This is a genomic window from Paenibacillus sp. YYML68 (assembly GCF_027923405.1).
Classification (GTDB): domain Bacteria; phylum Bacillota; class Bacilli; order Paenibacillales; family NBRC-103111; genus Paenibacillus_G.
In genome coordinates this window covers 946,591-968,064 of the sequence record NZ_BQYI01000001.1, presented here as the reverse complement: position 1 = coordinate 968,064, position 21,474 = coordinate 946,591, and the positions used below count along the sequence as shown (strand labels likewise).

General features: G+C 57.8%; 15 protein-coding genes and 2 pseudogenes. 8 read left to right on the top strand and 9 right to left on the bottom strand.

All coding sequences use genetic code 11. The annotated features are described in order from the left end of the window. The first annotated feature begins 2 nt into the window (after positions 1 to 2). Complete coding sequence (locus tag PAE68_RS04390; RefSeq protein ID WP_281884467.1) at positions 3 to 1,151, top strand: YyaL domain-containing protein; 1,149 nt, start codon at positions 3 to 5, stop codon at positions 1,149 to 1,151. Between the two features lie 298 nt (positions 1,152 to 1,449). Here the strand turns inward: PAE68_RS04390 and PAE68_RS04385 are convergent, their stop codons facing one another. Continuing rightward, on the bottom strand, positions 1,450 to 1,866 hold the full coding sequence (locus tag PAE68_RS04385) for an immunity 70 family protein (protein WP_281884464.1): 417 nt from the start codon (positions 1,864 to 1,866) through the stop codon (positions 1,450 to 1,452). 617 nt (positions 1,867 to 2,483) lie between these two features. Here PAE68_RS04385 and PAE68_RS04380 point away from each other — a divergent pair. Both PAE68_RS04380 and PAE68_RS04375 read left to right on the top strand, forming a co-directional pair. Further along, the gene (locus tag PAE68_RS04380) at positions 2,484 to 2,660 is read left to right on the top strand and encodes a hypothetical protein (protein ID WP_281884461.1); all 177 of its coding nucleotides are present in this window, start codon (positions 2,484 to 2,486) and stop codon (positions 2,658 to 2,660) included. A gap of 47 nt (positions 2,661 to 2,707) precedes the next feature. Continuing rightward, positions 2,708 to 2,896: pseudogene (locus PAE68_RS04375) on the top strand (hypothetical protein); the annotation flags it as partial. A gap of 329 nt (positions 2,897 to 3,225) precedes the next feature. On the opposite strand, the gene PAE68_RS04370 reads toward PAE68_RS04375, so the two are convergent. From PAE68_RS04370 to gltB, 3 genes are all read right to left on the bottom strand, one after another. Continuing rightward, a complete protein-coding gene (locus PAE68_RS04370) occupies positions 3,226 to 3,642 on the bottom strand; it encodes an immunity 70 family protein (protein WP_281884457.1) in 417 nt (138 codons plus the stop codon). Between the two features lie 328 nt (positions 3,643 to 3,970). After that, entirely contained in the window at positions 3,971 to 5,449 is a 1,479-nt protein-coding gene (locus PAE68_RS04365) for a glutamate synthase subunit beta (RefSeq protein ID WP_281884455.1), read from the bottom strand. Positions 5,450 to 5,557: 108 nt separating this feature from the next. Further along, complete coding sequence (gene gltB, locus PAE68_RS04360) at positions 5,558 to 10,168, bottom strand: glutamate synthase large subunit (RefSeq protein WP_281890890.1); 4,611 nt, start codon at positions 10,166 to 10,168, stop codon at positions 5,558 to 5,560. 255 nt (positions 10,169 to 10,423) lie between these two features. Between gltB and PAE68_RS04355 the strand changes: the two genes are divergently transcribed. Continuing rightward, positions 10,424 to 12,271, top strand: a complete 1,848-nt coding sequence (locus PAE68_RS04355; RefSeq protein WP_281884453.1) for a PAS domain-containing sensor histidine kinase — start codon at positions 10,424 to 10,426, stop codon at positions 12,269 to 12,271. Positions 12,272 to 12,404: 133 nt separating this feature from the next. Beyond that, a complete protein-coding gene (locus PAE68_RS04350; RefSeq protein WP_281884451.1) occupies positions 12,405 to 12,977 on the top strand; it encodes a thymidine kinase in 573 nt (190 codons plus the stop codon). A 231-nt stretch (positions 12,978 to 13,208) separates the two neighbouring features. Here the strand turns inward: PAE68_RS04350 and hisC are convergent, their stop codons facing one another. Together hisC and PAE68_RS04340 are read right to left on the bottom strand one after the other, a co-directional pair. Further along, positions 13,209 to 14,465 carry a histidinol-phosphate transaminase gene (gene hisC / locus PAE68_RS04345; protein WP_281884448.1) on the bottom strand — a complete coding sequence of 419 codons (1,257 nt, stop codon included), beginning with the start codon at positions 14,463 to 14,465 and terminating at the stop codon, positions 13,209 to 13,211. A 218-nt stretch (positions 14,466 to 14,683) separates the two neighbouring features. Beyond that, the gene (locus PAE68_RS04340) at positions 14,684 to 15,043 is read right to left on the bottom strand and encodes a hypothetical protein (RefSeq protein ID WP_281884446.1); all 360 of its coding nucleotides are present in this window, start codon (positions 15,041 to 15,043) and stop codon (positions 14,684 to 14,686) included. A 212-nt stretch (positions 15,044 to 15,255) separates the two neighbouring features. On the opposite strand from PAE68_RS04340, the gene PAE68_RS04335 reads away from it, so the two are divergent. Beyond that, entirely contained in the window at positions 15,256 to 15,726 is a 471-nt protein-coding gene (locus PAE68_RS04335; protein ID WP_281884444.1) for a hypothetical protein, read from the top strand. 123 nt (positions 15,727 to 15,849) lie between these two features. Here the strand turns inward: PAE68_RS04335 and PAE68_RS04330 are convergent, their stop codons facing one another. Together PAE68_RS04330 and PAE68_RS04325 are read right to left on the bottom strand one after the other, a co-directional pair. Next, positions 15,850 to 17,652: a 5'-nucleotidase C-terminal domain-containing protein gene (locus PAE68_RS04330; RefSeq protein WP_281884442.1), complete on the bottom strand. Its 1,803-nt coding sequence runs from the start codon at positions 17,650 to 17,652 to the stop codon at positions 15,850 to 15,852. Positions 17,653 to 17,737: 85 nt separating this feature from the next. Continuing rightward, positions 17,738 to 19,663, bottom strand: coding sequence for an ABC transporter substrate-binding protein (locus PAE68_RS04325; protein ID WP_281884440.1), 1,926 nt, complete (start codon positions 19,661 to 19,663; stop codon positions 17,738 to 17,740). Positions 19,664 to 19,883: 220 nt separating this feature from the next. Between PAE68_RS04325 and PAE68_RS22760 the strand changes: the two are divergent. Together PAE68_RS22760 and PAE68_RS04310 are read left to right on the top strand one after the other, a co-directional pair. Beyond that, a pseudogene (locus PAE68_RS22760) lies at positions 19,884 to 20,573 on the top strand (MFS transporter); the annotation flags it as partial. Positions 20,574 to 20,681: 108 nt separating this feature from the next. Continuing rightward, the gene (locus PAE68_RS04310) at positions 20,682 to 21,098 is read left to right on the top strand and encodes a hypothetical protein (protein WP_281884432.1); all 417 of its coding nucleotides are present in this window, start codon (positions 20,682 to 20,684) and stop codon (positions 21,096 to 21,098) included. A 61-nt stretch (positions 21,099 to 21,159) separates the two neighbouring features. Here the strand turns inward: PAE68_RS04310 and PAE68_RS04305 are convergent, their stop codons facing one another. Next, the gene (locus PAE68_RS04305; RefSeq protein WP_281884430.1) at positions 21,160 to 21,366 is read right to left on the bottom strand and encodes a hypothetical protein; all 207 of its coding nucleotides are present in this window, start codon (positions 21,364 to 21,366) and stop codon (positions 21,160 to 21,162) included. Positions 21,367 to 21,474 lie beyond the last annotated feature (108 nt).

The following is a 21,474-nucleotide window of genomic DNA, read 5'->3' as shown; positions in this document are numbered from 1 at the left end:
GCATGGCACAGCTACATGAGCAATGGAAGGAAGCAGCCCAGCTGCAGGGCATCTTGCCCGAGGTGTGGGAGCAGCTGCAGGTGAAGGTCGATCGGATGATCGGACAGCTCGGGGACAAGTCACCGCACGTGGCGAAGGACGACGGCATCTACGACGATATGCGTCTCGATTGGTGGACGTCGGGCTTCTGGCCGGGCATCCTGTGGATTCTATACGACATGACAGGCAAGGAGCATTATAAGACAGCGGCTTGGGAATGGGATATTCGTCTGGAGCGCAAGTTCACCGAGGACAACAACTTCCACCACGATGTCGGATTCCAGTTCTTGCCGACCGCTGTCATTAAGCATCAGCTTACAGGCTGCAGCGATGCGCTGCGTCGGGCGGTCTATGCCGCTAACTTCTTGGCTGGACGGTTCAATTATGCAGGCAAGTTCCTGCGGGCCTGGAATCAGGACAAGCGGGGCTGGGCGATCGTGGACTCGTCGATGAACTTATCGCTCTTGTTCTGGGCGGCGGCTCAGCTGGAGGACCCGCGCTTCGAGCAGGTGGGCCGCATGCATGCGGAAACGGTCGTGAACCACTTCATCCGTCCGGACGGCTCGGTGAACCATATTCTGAGCTTCGACCCTGCCAGCGGCGAGCTGATCGAATCGCTCGGCGGCCAAGGGGCCGGCCCGAGCTCCGCATGGAGCCGCGGCGCTTCCTGGGCGCTGCACGGGATGGCTAACGTGTACCGGTACACCGGGGACACGAAGTATCTCGAGGCCGCGCAGCGCGTCGCGCACTTCTTCATCGCGTGCTTGCCCGAGGACGCGGTGCCGCACTGGGACTTCCGCGCGGCCGATTCGCTCGACGACGAGCCGCGCGACACGTCGGCGGCCGCCTGCGCCGCGTCGGGGCTGCTCGAGCTCGCCGAGGCGCTGCCGGGCGCTGCGGGACTGCCGTACCGCCGAGCGGCCGAACGCATCCTGCTGTCGCTGACGACCCATTACGCCACATGGGACGAGCCTAACCATGAGGCGATCCTGATCGCGGGCACCGGACATAAGCCAGCGGGGCAGAACATTGATGTGTCGCTGATCTACGGCGACTACTACTACGTGGAGTCGATGGCGAAGCTGATGGGCTGGAAGCGGAGAATTTTTTAACGAACGGTACGTGTGGATGAGATAGATCTTGGGTGTGGAGCCCCCTGATGGCCTTGTGAGGCTGTTGGGGGGCTTGTTGGATAGCATGTTCGAATTTCATGCAAAACAACCGCCCATTACATCATCAGCAATTAATTTGACTGAAGCAAAAACGCTCACGTCGTTGGCGGTGGTGATTTCACCGACAAATTACGTGAGCGTTGACAAACAGCCTCGGAGTCGATCAGTAGGATCAAACCGACCTCATTCGTTGTCTAAGCATAAATAAGTCTACACTGCTACTATACATATCCATTTATTATACGATATGTATCTCAAGATCAAAGTCATACTTGGATGCACAATTTAATGCTTCCAAGAATACGTCGAACAAATCTTTACCATCATTTGTAACAAAATAGTTTGATAAGGAGGTAATTTCCTTACTAATATTAGTTCCCCATGGTGGTTGCTTTGAAAGATCTTCAATATCCCATATTACTTGCGACGACGAGTATTCTGTTAGCCTTTCCCTTATTTCCATAAGCTCAGCTCGTACATTTGCAACATCATAGCTTCCTAACTTACCATTATATACCTGATTTATCAAATAAGGGTACCTTGTCCCCCATCCTTCTGATTCTAGATGGTAACTAATTGTTGAAAAAAATGAATGTAAAAAGTCACCTGTGCCAACTGGAAACCAGAAGAAGTTTACTTTAAAGCCAACGGCCAACTCTGACACATCCTTTACCTGGACCTACAATTCAATCCAATCGCAATGATTTAGCTTAAACCTTCTCAGTACGTCCATTGCCCTGTCTGACACAATTAGGTCTACCTTATTTTTAATGTAAAAATCGTATTCATCCCAGTTTGTGCTAGTGTAATCGTTCATTGACACGTTAACCGTGGGTACGAGGTGTTTGAAATTGGGTAGAGGAGGGCCTGAGTATCAGTCCATTTTCATCCCACAAGAACTTGCTATGATCTCCAAAACCACCCGGCACTTCAGGTTCTAATTGAAATAACTTCACCGTCGCAATCACCAATCCTCACGTTAAATTTATTCACTAGCACAGGTTGCCACCTAGAACGAGACGTGATAGGTCTGTGAGTGCAGAACTTATCAATCTAGTTACCTTGCATGACGATTTTCACCACGAGATAACTTGAGTATAGTGATGAGCTTATACATTTGCTCTATAGGTACTGAAGCGATTGCTGACACGTATCATCAAGAGATCGATCATGACACTAGCTGTTGTGTAAAGGTTCTTATGCTATAATTTTAGGCACAGATGGTTGGGGCTAGTTGCCGAATCTTACAATTATACTCAGGCGGTGATGCGTGTGAACCGGATGCAGGACTTACATAAGTTCATTAAACTAACAGGCGATCAAGCTAAATTGGATGCAAAAGCGAATGGAACCTATATTGTGTATAAGACAAGTGATGGTCATTTGGTTAAGGAATATAGCAATGGCGTAATAGAACGTATCGAGGATTCGGAGCTCCAAAATGAATAACTCCATTGCAACCATGTTTGTGTTCGCTGGCAAAAACGGCAGTGGCAATCGAGACAACTTTAGCAGGCGGTAACGTCATTCGTCAAATGCGTGAAGCGAAGAATAAAGGCTTTGAGATTGTCATGTTCTATGTTGGTTCAGGTGATTATCGATTGAATATCGAACGGGTTGCCGCCCGAGTGAAAAACTGCGTTCATCATATTCCTTCCGAGGATATCATCAGGCGGCACCATACCTGGTAAGGAACGTTAAGAAGTACCTAGGCCAGTTCTAATTCATGTACCATAGAGGCAGTAACGATCAAACCAGCATTTTTTGAACTAGGCATAAAAAACCATCTGAATTACGGCAGATTTCAAAAGAAATTCGGCGCATTTCGACGATGGAGTGGTTTGACAACCGTACGTTTATTCGGATAGATTTTGCCTTGCTCAGTTTCGCCGCTCACTTCTAATGGCGGAAGTAGAGCGGCGACAGTATGTCCCATTTGAATCTATCTCAAAGGTTCCACGATTTACTTTACAGTCCAAACTAGAACGTCTTCACCGCTGTCAATGATGAGTTACTATGATTCATGTATTCCAAGGTCTAATTTTAATTCTAAAGCTTCATGAATTGCCCGAATAAATCGATCAAACAAATCCTTCCCATCGTAAGTGACAAAATAATTTTCAAGACTAGTGATCTCCTCACTGATATCATTTCCCCAAGGCGGTTGTTTTGAAAGATCTTCAATGTCCCAAATAGCTTGTGAAGGAGAATAGTCTTTTAACTTTTCTCTAACCTCAACTACTTCGCTTAATAGTAGCTGAAGATTCTTATGATGAACCTTACTATAATATAGTTGGTTCATTAGGTATGGATATCTCGTTCCCCAGCCTTGAGGCTCGAGATGATAAGAAATTGTTGAAAAGAAGGAATGCAAAAAGTCACTTTGACCAACCGGATACCATAACAAGCCTGCCTTGAAACCAACTGCCATATTACCTCTCCTTTATATAGTAGCTGTAACGCTAGTGATTCAGAATAGCGGCCAACATCCGTACAGAGACCACGCTTTTCAAAATTGGATTATAGTATAAAATCTGGAATGCATAGTTACACGATAGCATCTTCTCTTAGGTCTGTAAAATGAAGCATGGAAGCATCGAGGCTACACAAAAAAGTGAACTCAAAGATCAGCTCCCCCCAGCCTGATCCCCAAATCCACTTACACCGCATCTCCCATCACAACCGAAGCAGCTCTGCCATCCAGAACCCGTCACCTACCACATCCAGCCAGGCAGAGCCGCCCCCTCATCCCACTACCCTCAGCCCTTCGAATCCTTCAAATATCGATCCACCTCACGCGCCGCCTCGCGGCCCTCGTGAATCGCCCACACGACAAGACTCTGCCCCCGTCGCATATCACCCGCTGCGAATACGCCCTCCACGCTCGTCGCGTACCGACCGTACTCCGCCTTCGCGTTGCTGCGCGCGTCCCGCTCCACGCCGAGCTGCTCGAGCACCGTCGGCTCTGGTCCGACGAAGCCCATCGCGAGCAGCACGAGCTGCGCCGGGTACACCTTCTCGCTGCCCGGCACCTCGACGGGCACGAATCGGCCTTGATCGTCCGGCCTCCACTCGATCTGCACCGTGTGTAGCTCCTTGACGCGGCCGGCCTCGTCGCCGACGAACCTCTTCGTCGAGATCGAATATCGACGCGGGTCGTCGCCCTGGACGGCGGCCGCCTCCTCCTGGCCGTAGTCGACCTTGTGCACCTTCGGCCACTCCGGCCAAGGGTTGCCCGGCTGGCGGGTCTCGGGCGGCCGAGGCATAATCTCGAACTGCGTCACGCTCGCGCACTTGTGACGCAGTGACGTGCCGACGCAGTCGGTCCCGGTGTCGCCGCCGCCGATGACGATGACGTGCTTGCCCTCCGCCGAGAGGAAGGCGCCGTCCTCGTGCCCCGAGTCGAGGAGGCTCTTCGTATTGCGCGACAAGAACTCCATCGCCAGATGAATACCGTCGAGCTCCCGACCTTCGATTACCAGGTCGCGCCCCTTCGTCGCGCCGCCGCACAGGACGATCGCGTCGAACTGCTCCTGCAGCTGCGCAGCCGGGATGTCCTTGCCGATCTCCGTTCCCGTCACGAACGTGACGCCCTCGGCGGCAAGCAGGTCGACACGGCGCTGCACGTACGACTTGTCGAGCTTCATGTTCGGGATGCCGTACATGAGCAGCCCGCCTGCGCGGTCCGCCCGCTCGTACACGGTCACGCTGTGGCCTGCCTCATTGAGCTGGGCGGCACAGGCGAGCCCCGACGGCCCCGAGCCGACGACAGCGACCTTGCGGCCCGTGCGCACCGCCGGAGGCCGGGGCACGACCCAGCCCTCCGCGAAGCCGCGGTCGATGATCGCCTTCTCGATGCTCTTGATCGTCACCGGCGAGCCGTTCAGGCCGACGGTGCAGGAGCCCTCGCACGGGGCCGGGCATACGCGGCCTGTGAACTCGGGGAAATTGTTCGTCTTATGCAGACGCTCCAGCGCCTCCCGCCATAGACCGCGATAGACGAGATCGTTCCATTCGGGGATCAGATTTTGCACCGGACAGCCCGCCGCCAGCCCGCTCAGCATCGAGCCGGTATGACAGTACGGGATGCCGCAATCCATACAGCGCGCGCCCTGCCGCTGCAGCTTCTCCTCCTCGAGCGGAACGGCGAACTCGCTCCAATGCGCCAGGCGCAAGAGCGGCCCGCTCTCGGCCGGAGCCTCGCGCTCATATTCCATGAATCCAGTTGGCTTCCCCATATCGACCGCTCCTCCTTCTGAATGACCGCTGCGACCACCTGGCCGCCGCCAGCTTTCGTACCCGCTCCCCCTCGATGACCGCCACCGATGAGCACCACCGACGACCGCCTAGTTGCCGCCCACCCGCGACACATCGCGCCGATTCTCCTCGAACGCCACGAGCATCGCCTCCTGCTGCGACAGACCAGACCGCTTCACGCGCTCGATCGCCTCGAACATCCGTTTGTAGTCCTTCGGGATCACCTTCACGAACTTCCACACATACTGCTCCCATTGCTGCAGCACGCGATGCGCCACCGCGCTATCCGTATACGTCACGTGGTGCTGCAGCATATTGCGCAGTTCCTCCGCCTCATAGATCTCCTCCACCGTCTCCAGCAGCACCATCTCCTGGTTGCACCGCTCCGCGAACGTCCCGTCCTCGTCGAGCACGTAGGCGATGCCCCCGGACATCCCGGCTGCGAAGTTACGGCCCGTACGGCCGAGCACGACGACGCGCCCGCCCGTCATATACTCACAGCCGTGGTCGCCCACGCCCTCCACGACCGCGCGCACGCCCGAATTACGCACGCCGAACCGCTCGCCCGCGATGCCGCGAATGTACGCCTCGCCGTCCGTTGCTCCGTACAACGCCACATTGCCGATAATGATATGCTCCTCCGCGTCAAAAGGCGACTGCTCTGGCGGGAACACCGCCAGCTTACCGCCCGACAGCCCCTTGCCGAAGTAATCGTTCGCATCGCCCGCGAGCGACAACGTCATCCCCTTCGGCACAAAGGCGCCGAAGCTCTGCCCGGCGGAGCCGTCGAAGTGCAGACGGATCGTCTCCGCCGGCAGTCCCTCCTTGCCGTAGCGGCGCGTCACCTCGCTGCCGACGAGCGTGCCGACGACGCGGTTCACGTTGCGCACCGGCACGATGGCGTGCACCTTCTCCTGCCGCTCAAGCGCAGGCTCGCAGAGCGGCAGCAGCACCGTGCGGTCGAGCGACCGGTCGAGGCCGTGGTCCTGGCGCAGCGAGCAATACCGTCCGACGTCCTCCGAGACGTCCGGCTGGTGCAGCAGCGGCGACAGGTCGACGCCCTTCGCCTTCCAATGCGCTACCGCCTGCTTCGTCTCCAGCACCTCGGTACGGCCGACCATCTCCTCGATCGTGCGGAAGCCGAGCGCCGCCATCAGCTCCCGCGTATCCTCGGCGACGAAGCGCATGAAGTTCACCACATGCTGCGGGTCCCCGGCGAATCGCTTGCGCAGCTCCGGATGCTGCGTCGCCACGCCGACCGGACACGTATCGAGATGGCACACGCGCATCATAATGCAGCCGAGCGCGATGAGCGGCGTCGTCGCGAAGCCGAACTCCTCCGCGCCGAGCAGCGCAGCGATGACGACGTCGCGTCCGGTCATCAGCTTGCCGTCCGTCTCGACGCAGATGCGGCTGCGCAGGTTGTTCAGCACGAGCGTCTGGTGCGTCTCGGCAAGGCCGAGCTCCCACGGCAAGCCCGCGTGCCGAATCGACGTGATCGGCGAAGCGCCTGTGCCGCCGTCATAGCCGCTGATCAGGACGACGTCGGCCTTGCCCTTCGCGACTCCAGCTGCAATCGTGCCGACGCCAGCTTCGGAGACGAGCTTGACGCTGATGCGGGCGTGGGGGTTGGCGTTTTTCAAATCATGGATCAGCTCGGCCAAGTCCTCTATCGAATAGATGTCATGATGCGGCGGCGGCGAGATCAGACCGACACCCGGCGTCACCCCGCGCACCTCAGCGACCCACGGGTACACCTTCGTGCCTGGCAGCTGACCGCCCTCGCCCGGCTTCGCCCCCTGCGCCATCTTGATCTGAATCTCATCGGCGTTCACCAGATAATGACTCGTCACGCCAAACCGTCCCGACGCCACCTGCTTGATCGCGCTGCGCCGCAGGTCGCCATTAGCATCAGGGGTGAACCTCTCCGGATGCTCGCCGCCCTCGCCTGTATTGCTCTTGCCCCCGATCCGGTTCATCGCAATCGCCAGACTCTCATGCGCCTCCTGCGAGATCGAGCCGAACGACATCGCCCCCGTCTTGAACCGCTTGAACAGCGATTCGGCGGACTCGACCTCCTCGATCGGCACCGGCTCGCGCCCGTCGCGGAACGACAGCAGCGAGCGCAGCGTCATATACCGCTCATTCTCCTGATGGATAAGACTCGCGAACCGCTTATAGAGGCTGTAGTCGTTCGTGCGAACAGCCGTCTGCAGCGCATGCACCGTCTCCGGGCTGTACAGATGGTCCTCGCCTGCCTTGCGCCACTGCAGCTCACCGCCTGTGTCGAGCACCCGCTCGCCCACCGCTCCTGCTGCGCCGAACGCACTCCGATGACGCTGCAGCGTCTCCTCGGCCAGCTGCTCCAGCTTCACACCGCCCACAGGCGTGTACGTCCAGGTGAAATACCGCTCGACCACCGACGTATCCAGCCCGATCGCCTCGAAAATTTGCGCCCCCCGATACGACTGGATCGTCGAGATGCCCATCTTCGCCAGCACCTTGACGACGCCCTTCGTCGCCGCCTTGACGTAATTCAAGGCCGCCTTCTCTGCGATGACGCCTGCGAGCAGCCCCTGCTCCGCCATCGACTGCAGCGTGTCGAACGCGACGTACGGATTGATCGCTCCCGCTCCGTACCCGAGCAGCAGCGCGAAGTGATGCACCTCGCGAGGCTCGCCCGACTCGACGAGCAGCGCCGCCTTCGTCCGCGTCCCCTCGCGGATCAAGTGATGGTGCAGTCCGGCCACGGCGAGCAGCGCCGGAATCGCCGCCGCCTCAGCGCTCAGCCCGCGGTCCGACAAGATGAGCAGCGTCGCCCCGCTCCCGAGCGCCTCATCCGCCTCGCGGAACAGGCGCGCAAGCGCAGTCTCCAGCCCGGCAGCGCCGTCCGCCGCCGGGAACAGCATCGACAGCGTCACGACACGGAAGCCGTCCCGCTCAATATGGCGCAGCTTCGCCAGCTCCGCATTCGTCAAGATCGGCGTCTCCAGCCTGATGTGACGGCACGACTCGGGCTTCGGGTCGATCAGACTGCCCTCCGGTCCGATCGTCGTCCCTTGCGCCGTCACGATCTCCTCGAAGTTCGCGTCGATCGGCGGATTCGTCACCTGCGCGAACAACTGCTTGAAGTAGCTGTACAGCAGCTGCGGGCGCTCGGAGAGGACGGCGAGCGGCGCATCGTAGCCCATCGAGCCGATCGGATCGACGCCCGTACGCGCCATCGGCTCCAGCAGCTTGCGCAGCTGCTCGTACGTGTAGCCGAACGCTTGCTGACTACGCACGAGCGCCTCGCCCGTTAACGGCGGCTCAACGAGGACCCCCTCCGCCTCGGGCAGCGCAGACAGCGACACGAGCTGCTGGTCCAGCCACTCGCGATACGGCGCCTCGCGCACGATGCGCTCCTTCACCTCATCGTCGCTGATCATGCGGCCCGCCTCCGTATCGACGAGCAGCATGCGCCCCGGCTCCAGACGCCGCTTCGCCACAATGCGCTCCGGCGCGATCGGCAGCACGCCTGCCTCTGACGACAGCACGATCCAGTCGTCGCTCGTCACATAGTAGCGCGCAGGCCGCAGCCCGTTGCGGTCGAGCACGGCGCACACCTGCTTGCCATCGGTCAGCGCGATCGCCGCAGGACCGTCCCACGGCTCCATCAGACAGCTGTGGTATTCGTAGAACGCCTTCTTCTCATCACTCATCGTCGAATGCTTCGACCACGGCTCCGGCACCATCATCATCGCCGCATGCGCCAGCGAGCGACCAGATAATAGTAGAAACTCGAGGCAGTTGTCGAACATCTGCGAATCCGAGCCCGTGCTGTCGATAATCGGCAATATTGCGTCGTAATCGTCGCCGAACAGCTCCGTGCGGCACATCGCCTGCCGGGCGTGCATCCAGTTCACATTGCCCCGCAGCGTATTGATCTCCCCGTTATGAATGAGGTACCGATACGGATGCGACCGCTCCCAGCTCGGGAACGTATTCGTGCTGAAGCGCGAGTGAACTAGAGCAATCGCCGACTGGAAGTCCGGGTCCTGCAGGTCTGTATAATAACGGTCCACCTGCTCCGGTGTCAGCATCCCCTTGTACACAATCGTCCGGCTCGATAGGCTCGCCGCATACAGACGCCCCGCCTCGGCCGACTCGCGCACCTCACGCTCGATACGCTTACGAATAGTGTACAGCTTACGCTCGAACGCCAGTTCGTCCTCCAGATCATCTGACGCTCCGATGAACACCTGCCGCACACACGGCTCCGCAGACAGCGCCGCCGCACCGAGCGTCTCGCTACAGGTCGGCACCGTCCGCCACCCAAGCAGAGACAGCCCTGCAGCCGCGATCTGCTCCTCCACGATCCGCTCACAGACGAGCCGCGCAGCTTCCTCCTTCGGCACATACAGCATCCCGACGCCATACCGTCCGGGCTGTGGCAGCTGCAGACCGCTTTCACCACTCACCTTGAGCAAAAAAGCATGCGGCAGCTGCACCAAAATACCAGCACCGTCCCCGGTATTCGACTCACAGCCCTGCCCGCCCCGATGATCGAGATTGCACAGCACCGTTAACGCTGCTGCCACAATGTCATGAGACGCAACGCCCTTCATATGTGCAATGAAGCCGATGCCGCAGGCGTCGTGCTCGAAGGCTGGGTCGTATAGCCCCTGCTTCACAGGGTAACCATGTCCATAAGTTCTCATCATGCTCCGCGCCGTCCCCTCATCTTCAGAATTGGTTCGATCAACCTGCTAAGATGTTGTATTATATTAACAGCGACTTCTAAATATGGCATTGAAAATAAACCTGTCTCTACTTTCTTCGCATCCTTCATCCTACCCTGTGTCAGCAAGAAATTTATGTAAATTTAATGTTTATACAGTGGTCAAAAAAAGGGAATTGTAGATTTTTGACGAATAATTAAGCCTTATACATGTTGAATCTGGAGGAAACTCAAGATGATTGACCGGACACACCCATCTATAAATAACGGTGAACGGAGCAAACAGTCCCCCGCCTTGGAGCGTGTACTGATCGAGCTGGCGCTCAAGCACTTCGCAAGCTCCCCGAACGGGGCGCTACTGCTCGATACAGAGTGCAATCTCGTCATGGCAGGTGAGTCGCTGTGCAAGACGCTCGGCTACAGCTCGGAGGAGCTGCAGCGTATGAATCTGCAGACACTGCTGCATCCCGGAGATCTGCTGCTCTGCATGCACAACCTGAGCCAGCTCGTGAACGGAACGATGCCGCAATACGAGGCAGAGCTGCGCTGGCAGCGCGCAGACGGAGGGACCGTCTGGATGAGCTTGAACGCTTGCGGACTGCTTGGCAACAGCCAAGGTCCGTCCTATATCTACATGCAGCTGCAGGATATTTCGGAGCGCAAGTCGCTTGAGGACTCACTCGCCGAGGCACTGACCCGCATGTCCGCCTGGATTGAGATGATTAACGATGCTTATGTCATGCTGAATCGCAAGAGCGAGTTTATATACGTCAACCGCGCAGCCGAGCAGCTGCTTGGCTACAGTCGGGAATCGCTGCTGAACCGCGGCCTGCATACGATTTTGCCCGAATGGATCAATTCCGGCTTCTACAAGCAATGCGAGCGCGCCTTGGAGGAAGCAGTGCCTGTTCATTTCCCATTTTATTTCCCAATGCTGGACAAATGGCTCGAGGTGAGCTCCTACCCGGCCAAGTCAGGCGTATCGATCTTCATGCGCGACGTCACCAAGCAGAAGGAGCTGCACGATGAGCTGCACATGACGAAGCTTCAGCTGAACTCCTTAATTGAGCAGGCCGGGGACAACATCTCCTTCCTGGATACCGAATTCAAGGTGCTGCGAGTGAATCAATCGTTCCAGAATTGCTACGGGTATACAGAGGCCGAGCTAGTCGGTAAGCTGCCTCTCGTCGTCCCGGACGACCTCTGGATTGAATCGGAGCTGCTGCTCCGTCAAGCGCTGCAAGGCCGGAAGATCTCCAGCTTCGAGACGAAACGCCGCAAGAAGAGCGGGGAGATTCTGGACATCAGCATGACCATCTCTCCAATTGTTGGACCCGATGGTGACATTACGAGCATCTCCATCGTATGCCGCGATATTAGCGAGCGGAAGCGGACGGAGGAGCTGCTGCGCAACACGGAGAAGCTGTCTGTAGCCGGGCAGCTGGCTGCGGGCATCGCGCATGAGATTCGCAATCCGCTCACCTCGCTGAAGGGCTTCACCCAGTTCATGAAGACCGCCGCCGAGTACAAGGATTACTACCTCGACATTATGATCTCGGAGCTCAATCGGATCGAGCAGATCATTAACGAGCTGCTCATGCTGGCGAAGCCGCCGCAGGCTGCGACGTTCGAGAACCGCCCGCTGTCACCGATCATTGAGCATGTGATCTCGCTATTGGAATCGCAATCGAATCTCCGGAATGTCGAGGTACACACTAGCCTGCACAAGACGCTGCCGCATGTATATTGTGAGGAGAATCGACTGAAGCAGGTGTTCATTAACGTGATGAAAAATGCGATCGAAGCGATGCCGAATGGAGGCCGAATCGACATCAGCTCCGAGCTGATCGAGGACAGACATCTGGTGCTGACGTTCGCCGATAACGGCCCGGGCATCCCGCCCGAGGTGCTGCAGCGGCTAGGTGAGCCGTTCTTCACGACCAAGGATAGCGGCTCCGGACTTGGCCTCATGATCAGCCAGAAGATGATAGCCGAGCATGGCGGTCATCTCGACATCCAGAGCGAGCTTACTGTCGGTACGACCGTGAAGATCGTTCTGCCGATTGCACATCGAGGAGTCTAGCCGTCAGCGTAAGCTTAGGCCTAACGCAGATGTCAGACCATGTCACCTGCCTCTGTACCCGTCCCTAGCGATTATGCTATGATAGGCTTCGTTGGCTCGACGAGCACTACTTGGGGAAAAGGGTGGCGGGGTCATGGCCCAATTATATTTTCGTTACGGTGCAATGAATAGCGGCAAGTCGATTGAAATCTTGAAGGTCGCTCACAATTACGAGGAGCAAAATAAATCGGTACTCATCTTCACCTCGGCGATCGATGACAGGGATGAGGTCGGATACGTCTCCTCACGGATCGGACTTCGGCGCGAGGCGATCCCGATCTATACCGATACGGACGTCTTCACGCGAGTGAAGGAGCATCCGTCCAAAGTATCGTGCATCCTGGTCGATGAGGTACAGTTTCTGGGGAAGGGTCACATCCTGCAGCTGGCACGTATCGTGGACGAGCTCCGCATTCCGGTCATGGGCTTCGGGCTGAAGAACGACTTCCGCAACGAGCTGTTCGAGGGCAGCCAATATATGCTGCTGTATGCCGATAAAATTGAAGAGATGAAGACGATCTGCTGGTTCTGCGAGCGCAAGGCGATTATGAACCTGCGGGTCGATGAGGACGGCAAGCCGATCTATACCGGCGAGCAGATTCAGATCGGCGGCAACGATTCGTACTATCCGGTTTGTCGGAAATGCCATGCCGAGCCGAAGCTGTAGCGTGCGGGAGCACCTCCTAACAGCAGGTTCTAACCGATCGCCGTTACACATACGCTGTTAAGGACTATAATCATGAACGGAGCAAGCGCGTAACGCGTGCTCCGTTCTTTTTTTCTCAAGAGAGGGGGACGAAGGTCGTACAGCTGGGCTCTACAGGATGAAGTCTCCGACTTCCAAGTCTGGCGCTCCTCCTTCATTCCTCGAGTCTTCTGTCTGTACCGCCTCCATCGCTTACTGCGTGCTGTTGCAGCCCGCCTCGGTCTCGGTCCGCACGGCTTCCAGACTCTCGATAAAGAACGCATTCTCCTCCTCGGTGCCTACCGATACGCGAATGTGGCTGGGCAGCCCCCAAGCCCCGCCGTAGCGGACGATGACGCCTCTAGCCATCAACGCCTGATACAGCTCCTCCGCACGCTCACCGAGCTCCACTAGTACAAAGTTCGCCATGCTTCTCGTATACGGAAGACCTTGTCTGTCGAATGCGGCATATAACTGCTCACGACCTAGCGCATTGTGCTCCACCGTCCGCGCGACGTGCATCCAGTCCCGAACGGCCGCCTCCGCTGCGGTCTGGGCGAGCGCGTTCACATTGAACGGCTCCTTCACCTGCATCATGCGACGAATGATGGACTCCGGTGCTGCACCGAAACCGACGCGGATGCCTGCCAGCCCATACGCCTTGGAGAACGTCTGCAGCACGAGAATCGACCGTCCTTGCCGCACATACTCGAGTCCGCTCGTATAGTCATCCGCTGACGCGAAGTGGCAGTAAGCTGAATCGTAGACAAGCAGCACACGCGGAGGCAGCTCAGCAAGCAGCCGCTCCAGCTCCGGCTTCGGGATGTACGTCCCCGTCGGATTGTTCGGGGAGCAGAGCCATACGAGCTTCGTGCGCGGCGTGACGGCAGCCAGCAATTCAGATGCGCTATAGCGGAAGCTCTCAGATAGCGGAACGGTGACAACCGCTGCGTCCATCAGATGAGCCCCGAACTCGTATTCGCTGAACGTCGGCGCTGGGACGATAACCTCATCCCCTGGCTCCAGGAACGTCTCGGACAGCAGCGTCACGAGCTCATCCCCTCCATTGGTCACGATCATCTGCTCGGGCCTGAGCATCCATACGTCGGACAGCGTAGCGCGCAGCCGGTTCGCTCGGGTATCCGGATAGCGGTGCAGCTCACCTAACGCGTCCTGCATAGCAGCAATCGCCATCGGTGAAGGGCCGAGCGGGTTCTCGTTCGAGGCCAGCTTCACGACCCGCTTCAAGCCGAGCTCCTGCTGCACCTCCCAGATCGGCTTGCCAGCAGAGTAAGGCGTGAGACGGTCGAGCACGCGACGCGGGCGAATGCCGGACTGCGGCTCAGCCTCGACCTGCTCATGCAGCTGGCCCTGCAGCGCTGTACCTGCTGCCCCCTCCGCTTCACAACCGTTCGGTTGTGCGCGTCCGGCTATTCGAACCTTCTCCGTTGTCTCCATGATTCTACGCATCGCTTCCGAGCCTCCTAGATGATCAATTCGATTACGATGAACACGCGATATCTAAGCTGTTCTCACTCTCTGTTCAATTAACTAGATAATACATTAATGCGTTACCAAAGTAAAGTAAGTTTTCGTAATATCCCCCCCTCCCCCACAGTACGTGTATGATTGATATGAATTGATAAGCACACGAAAGACTGCCTCACATGAAGCAGCCTTTCGTGTTTCTATACCTGTTCGCTCTTGTCGAGATAGTACTGCAAGGATTCAAATGGGGTCATCTTAACAGCGTTTCTCAATAGTTGCATGACTCCTCTTTCATTAGCAAGGTACTCACTTGGGGAAAGTACCTTCATTAATTCGCTGGAAATCTCCTCAAAAGAAGGCTCTTCGCCATCTTTTAGGCTTCCAAGAAGTAATACGTGCTTTTTTAAGATCGCTTTAATTTGCTTATACTGCTCCCCATTTAAGCCATGTACAATAATCCAGTCCCAGAGTCGGTATTGTTCCGGTTCGAGTGCAATATCACGCAATAAATGTACGTATAGTTCCAGCCGTTCAACCTTTTCTTCTAGTGATTCAGACATTCAGGCCTCACCTGCTTTATTTATAGGAATATGAATACAAATACGTTCGTGCAACTGGGCTAACTGGTGCAGCCATACTCCCTCTCCTATTCAAGTCATCCGATAGTTGTAGCCTCGCACGTCTGTGCATATATACCTAGTAAGACGTCTGCTTGCTCCAAGCCGTTCATCTCAAGCAGCGAACGTACGGAAATAGAAAGGGGATACTCACCATGCCCTCCACCCCTCCATGGCTGAAGCATACGATCACGGTCTATTTAGTCGTCTGGTTCGTCGGCTCGTTCTGGATCGGCGCCTTGGTGAAGAGCGAGGCGATCACGCACCTGCTGGGCGTTCCGCTCGTCAGCTTTAAGCCTTATGTGTACTACGGACTGGCAGGAGCGATTGGCGGCACGCTGTATGCGCTGCGTCTGTTCCACGAGTTCTACGACCGCTTCAGCAAGCGGTGGGTGCTGTACTACTTGCTGCGGCCGATCACGTGTGCTGGAGCGGCGGTGATGACCATTATTCTGTTCCAGAGCGGTATTCTTCTGCTGCAGACCGGCTCCACCGTTCAGGCTAAGATCGGCATCGCCTTCCTCGTCGGCTTCGGCTACGGCAAGGTGATGGAGAAGCTGAAGACGATGACCGAGGTGCTGTTCAGCGAGTCGAAGGAACCGAGGCCGCCTGACCACTCCGCCTAGGCTGAGCGCAGCCGGGCAGTACGGCGCCACCACTACCCGCTTCCCCCTAAGTTAAAGCACCCCCGCATGTATCCATACGGATACATGCGGGGGTGCTTCGTATCATCTGATGAATCGAACCAGCTAAGGCAGAACGATCTGCTGACCCGGGAAGATCAGGTTCGGGTTCGACAGCTTGTTCAGCTTCTGAAGCGTCTGCCACGTCGTCTTATTCAGCTTCGCAATCTTCCACAGCGAATCGCCGGACTTGACGATGTATGCCTTAGCAACGGCTGGCGCAGCTTCTGTCATGCTTCCAGCAGGTGCTGCAGTCGAACCAGCAGCTGGCTGAGCAGCTGCTGCAGGAGCAGCCTTCACCTTGATGCGACCTTCAACTGCTGCGTTGATCATGCCTAGCTTGCGGATATGCGTGATGAGCGACTCCTCGAGGGAGGAATAGTCGTTCAGAAGCGGCTGCGATTTGAACATCGTATAATTATCGCCGCCTGCCGCCATGAAGTCGTTCGTTGCCAGCACGTACGTCTTATTCAGATCAAGCGGCTGACCCTTCACGAGCACCGCTGTAACACGCGACCCCTTCGGCTGAGCCGCATCGAACTCGAACGTCATGCCGCTCACGTGCGGGAAGGCGCCCAGCGACTCTGGATAAGCAGATACGCCGTGCTCGAGCGCTGCCTTCAGGTCGGCGCCGGTTACCTTCTTCGTCTGAATGTAGTTGCCGAAAGGAAGCACGGTAATGACTTGTCCCTTCGTAATCGAGCCTGCCTCGATGGAAGCACGGATACCTCCGCCATTCGTCAGCGCCACGTCAGCGCCGGTCTCGCTCAGCATCGCGTCCGTAATCAGGTTGCCGAGGTTGGACTCGCCGACACGCACGACCTCACGATCGCCGACCAGCTTCACGCTTGTCGTACCGACGACCTCCTTCAGCACGGCGTCCTGCTCCTTCTTCACCGCGTTCACGATATCCAGTACCGCTTGGTCCGGCGCGATCTTCTTGTCGGTGAACTCCTTCTTCATCACAAGCGCTGCCGTCTTGGACTTGACCTTGCCATTCTCAATCGTCAGATCGACACGCCCGATATTCTTCAAATACTCTCCGGCCTGCGCGATCAGCACCCCATTCTCCACCATGCCTGTCGGCAGCTCCGTGTGGCTATGTCCGTCGATGATGACATCAATCTCAGGAACCGCCTTCGCAATATCGAGACTCTTATCTACGCTCGACTCGTCCATGCCGACGTGTGCGATCGCGATGATGACGTCTGCCTTATCCTTCAGCTCCGCGACAATCGCCTTCGCCTCTGCCTCAGGGTCTACGAATGTAATGCCCTCAACGTTCTTCGGATGCGTCTTGTAAGCTGTCTCCGGTGTCGTCAAGCCGAAGATGCCGAGCTTCACGCCGTCGACTTCCTTAATCATATACGGCTCCAAGAGACGCTTGCCGTCAGCCGTCTTCACATTCGCGCTAAGCACCGGGAACTTCGTCAGCTTGCTCAGCTCCACGAGACGCTGGGTTCCGTAGTTGAAATCGTGGTTGCCTGCAGCCATCACATCATAGCCCGCTGCGTTCATCACATTCACGACGCTCTCCCCGCGCACGAGGTTCGCAATCGTCTGTCCGTGGAACGTATCGCCCGCATCGATGAGCAGCGTATTCGGCTGAGACTTTCTGTAATCGTTCACCCAAGCAGCCATCTCGGCATAGCCAATATTGTCCTTGGTCGATTCGACACGGCCATGAATGTCATTCGTATGAAACAAAGTAATCGTCTTCATGCTGGTCGATCCCGTAACGCTACCAGACCCCGTTCCAGTATTCGTCGCGCTGCTGGCCGCTTGCTCCGCCGCTGCTACTGGAGTTACGACAGATGCCGCCATCGCAAGCGTCAAGAGACCTCGTGCCCATACGTTCTTAATACTCATATCGTTATGCTCCTCCCAAGATTCAGGCTTGTCCTCAATCAGTATAAGGAGGGAATATTAAGCAGATCTTTACTACAGGTTAAGATTATGTAAAAGAACGATCCTCCCGCATCCACATCCGCTTGTATTCGACCCAGCCCAAGTCATTGATCACCACGCCCTCCATCCCCGGTGGCCAAGACGCCATCTGTCTCCAGCGGTACCATAGAACGAGGCTGCGCTGTGCGATCAGCATTCGCTCCACCTCATGCAGCACAGCAAGACGCTCCTCGCGAGTAGGGGCGGCCAGTCCCTGCTTCAATCGTTGCTGCAGCTCCTCATCCTGCTCTCTAGGCAGGCTGCGCCGTATGGGCGAGCGTTCACTAGCCAGCATGCTCAGCAGCGTCCACTCATCATCCTCAGCCGCCGGCAGCTCGAGCAGCAGCAGGTCACAGGCTGGAAGCGCAACCTCGTCGGACCTATACAGCTGCTCGTAGTCGACATATTCGACATGCACCGCTAGCCCCGCCTCCGTCAACGCTCGACATAACCACTGCGCGTCCTCGACATCGCCCGCCCCGCGATACGTGCATAGCCGAAGCGGACGAGCCAGCGGAAGCAGATGCTCACGATTGCCGTGGAACGCTGTCGAATGACGCTCCGCATGAGCTTCACCGGACAGCGACATAAGCGACTGCTGATGCTCATCGGTGTGGCAAGCCTCGGACAAGGCACGGCCTGCCCGGTCCGCGCCCCCTTCCTCATCCGACATCATCAGCGACGTCGCGAGCGGCCCGCGGTTATCGCCCAGCTGACGAGCCGCCGCATCACTGTGCACAATCTGGTGAATCCTCTCCCGAACGCGAGCTTGCTCCAGCGGTCCGTCGCCATTTCTACACAGCACCACGTACTTACAGCCGCGGTCGATTCGCTCCCCCTCCTGCCAATGCTGGTCCAGACGCTCTGAAGCCCTCTGCCGATAATGGCGAAAGTTAAGCCGTCCCGACGTCACGCTCGCCTCCGTCCCCGTTACCGAAGTCGGTCGCATTGGCTGCCACTGCCACAGCTCGATCCGGTCCAGCAGCGCCGGACGATTGTAGTAATGCGGGTTCGCATCCAGCGCCACGCAGCGCGGGTCCGGCCTGCTAATGCGGAACGGTCCCGTGCCGATCGGCTGCAGTGCGAACGGTGCTGCTGCTGCCCGATGGACGGGCACGATCGACGCAGGCGCAGCTGCCAGCAGGGCGAGCATATAAGGCGCGGGCTCGCGCAGCCGCAGTCGCAGCAGATAAGCGCCCTGCGTCTCGACGGCAGCGATGACGTTATAGAGCGAAGCGTAGGGTGAGGCGACGCTGCTGCCTGACATCAGCCGCCTTAACGAATAAGCCGCATCCTCGGCGGTGAACAGCGTGCCATCGTGAAATCGAACATGCTTCTGCAGGTCGAGCGTCCAGCATAAGCCATCCTCGCTCACGCTCCAGCTATGAGCGAGTCCCGGCATGTAGCCTCCATGCTGACGATCATACACGATCAGCGTATCGAACAGCTGACGCACAAGATGAAGCTCCGTTCGCCGCGTCGTATATGCAGGGTCCAAGCTGCCCGGTGTGCGGTAGAACGGAAAGCGCAGCACGCTCCTGCCTTCACCCTCGCCTGCCTCCAGTCTCCGGTATCCGAACGCCTGCCGCAGCAGCGTATCCAGCTGCGACTGTGCAGCCGAGCTTAAGCTCATCCCCTCCGTCAGCGTCAAGCATTCCTGAAACTTGCCTTCCGCCAGCAGCCGCTCCGCCTCTACGAGCACGACATTCTCCATCGGCAGCATGAGCCGCATACGGGAGCGCCGCCCCCGGCCTTGTCCGGGGTGCCATTCGATCCAGCCCTTCTCCTCCATCCGCTTCACGACAAGCTTCACATTGCGCGGTGTGCAATGCAATTGCACAGATAGCTCCTCGAGACTGACGTGCATCCATTCCCCTTCTGCCAATGAGGTGAACCGCTTATTCATTTCGATCCAGTAATGCTCCAAGCGCATGCGCTCTCCCCCTTGTGCCCCTGTTTGGTGGTAAAAGGTGAAATATTTGAATATGACTCTACACTTTTTATTCCCCTTTTACCACGTACAATAGAGCTTAATTCCAAGATAGGAGCTGATCCCTCTGGTGCATCAAGCAGACACCCCCCGCCCGCATTCCAGTCAAAAAACAGCTACAGCCATCGCCTGGCTCACCGCTGTCTGTCTTCTTGGCGATTCGATGCTGTATATCGTGTTGCCGCTCTATGGCTCACAGCTCGGCCTCGACTCGTTGTGGCAGGTCGGCATCCTGCTCTCCGTCAATCGGCTCATCCGTCTACCGCTTGGGCCATGCATCGGCTGGCTGTACAGCCGCATCCCGCTGCGGCTAGGGATGACGGTCGCCGTCGCGCTTGCAGCAGGAACGACGCTGACGTTCGGCGTCTGCGAAGGGTTCCTACCGCTACTGATCGCGCGGCTGCTGTGGGGCGCCGCCTGGTCGCTGCTGCGCATCGGCGGCTATCTGGCCATCCTCGGCAACGCACCGGAGCAAGGAGAGCGCGGCCAGCTGCTCGGCCGCTACAACGGCACGATGGGGCTTGGCAGCTTAGGCGGCATGCTGGCCGGCGGGCTGCTCGCCGACGTGCTCGGCGTGCGGCCGATCGCCATCGCCTTCGCCGTGCTCATGGCAGCGGCGACTCCGCTCGCGTGGCGCTTCGTACCTAGAGGCTCCGCACCTGCGGAGCCTGCGGCGCAGACGGACTCCGCTGCTGCACCAGCCGAGCCGAGCCCGAGCCGACGCCCGCGGCGGCTGTCTGGCTCGCCGCGCAGCCTGCTGACGCTCGCCTCCGGCTTCATGCTCGGCTTCGTCTTCTTCGGCGTCGTCCTGTCCGGCCTCAGCCCGTTGATTGCGCACCGGCTTACCGTCGGCGACTGGCCTGCCTTACTCGGCGCGTCCCTCGGAGCAGCCGCGCTCACCGGCATCGTGCAAGCCGCACGCTGGGCATGGTCGCCCTTCCTCTCCCCGTGGATCGGCCGAGTGTCCGATCGACACGGCGACCGCCTAGGGCTGTACACACTGCTGCTCGCTGCCGCTGCCGTGTGCTTCGCAGCGCTCAGCACACCGCTGCCGTTCGCAGCGTGGCTTGGGGCACTGCTCGGCCTCATGCTGGCCGGCACCGCGCTCACGACGTTGACCGACGCGCTCGCCGCCGACGAAGCCGCCTCACGCTCGGCAGTTGCCTACATGACGACCTATACGGTCGTCCTCGATACCGGCGCAGCGCTAGGCCCGCTTGCCGCCGCTGCCAGTCTTGCCGCCTACGGCGCTGCGGGGCTCGCCCTTACCGGCACAGCAGCCTTAACGCTGCTCGCTGCGGCATGGCTCGCCTTCGGCCGCATCAAGCGACAGCCTGTCACCCCAGGCACCTCCACTGTGGACACACCTGCTCCGTAATCGCCCGCAGCACGCCATCGCCTAGAACGACAACGGGCATAGCCATCTCAGCTCGAGATGACTATGCCCGTTTCGTATATTCATTGACGACCTGCAACGAGACGCCCATCTCCCTGCATATATCGATGACAGTGGCTCGCGGATGGCTGCTCATGAAATCGCGGATACGACGGCCAAGCTCCATATGACTTCTCAAGCAATCCTGACATAATACTTGCGTTCGTCCCAACTGCAGCTTGCCGCACCCTCCACAATTCATCAGCTGCATCGTTGATTCCTCCCTTTATGTAATAGACAAGCTGTACGTGCTTACTTATATATTCGTCATCCAATGTCAATTTATAGGGGTAGCCGAGCATCCCGTATACGGCAAGCT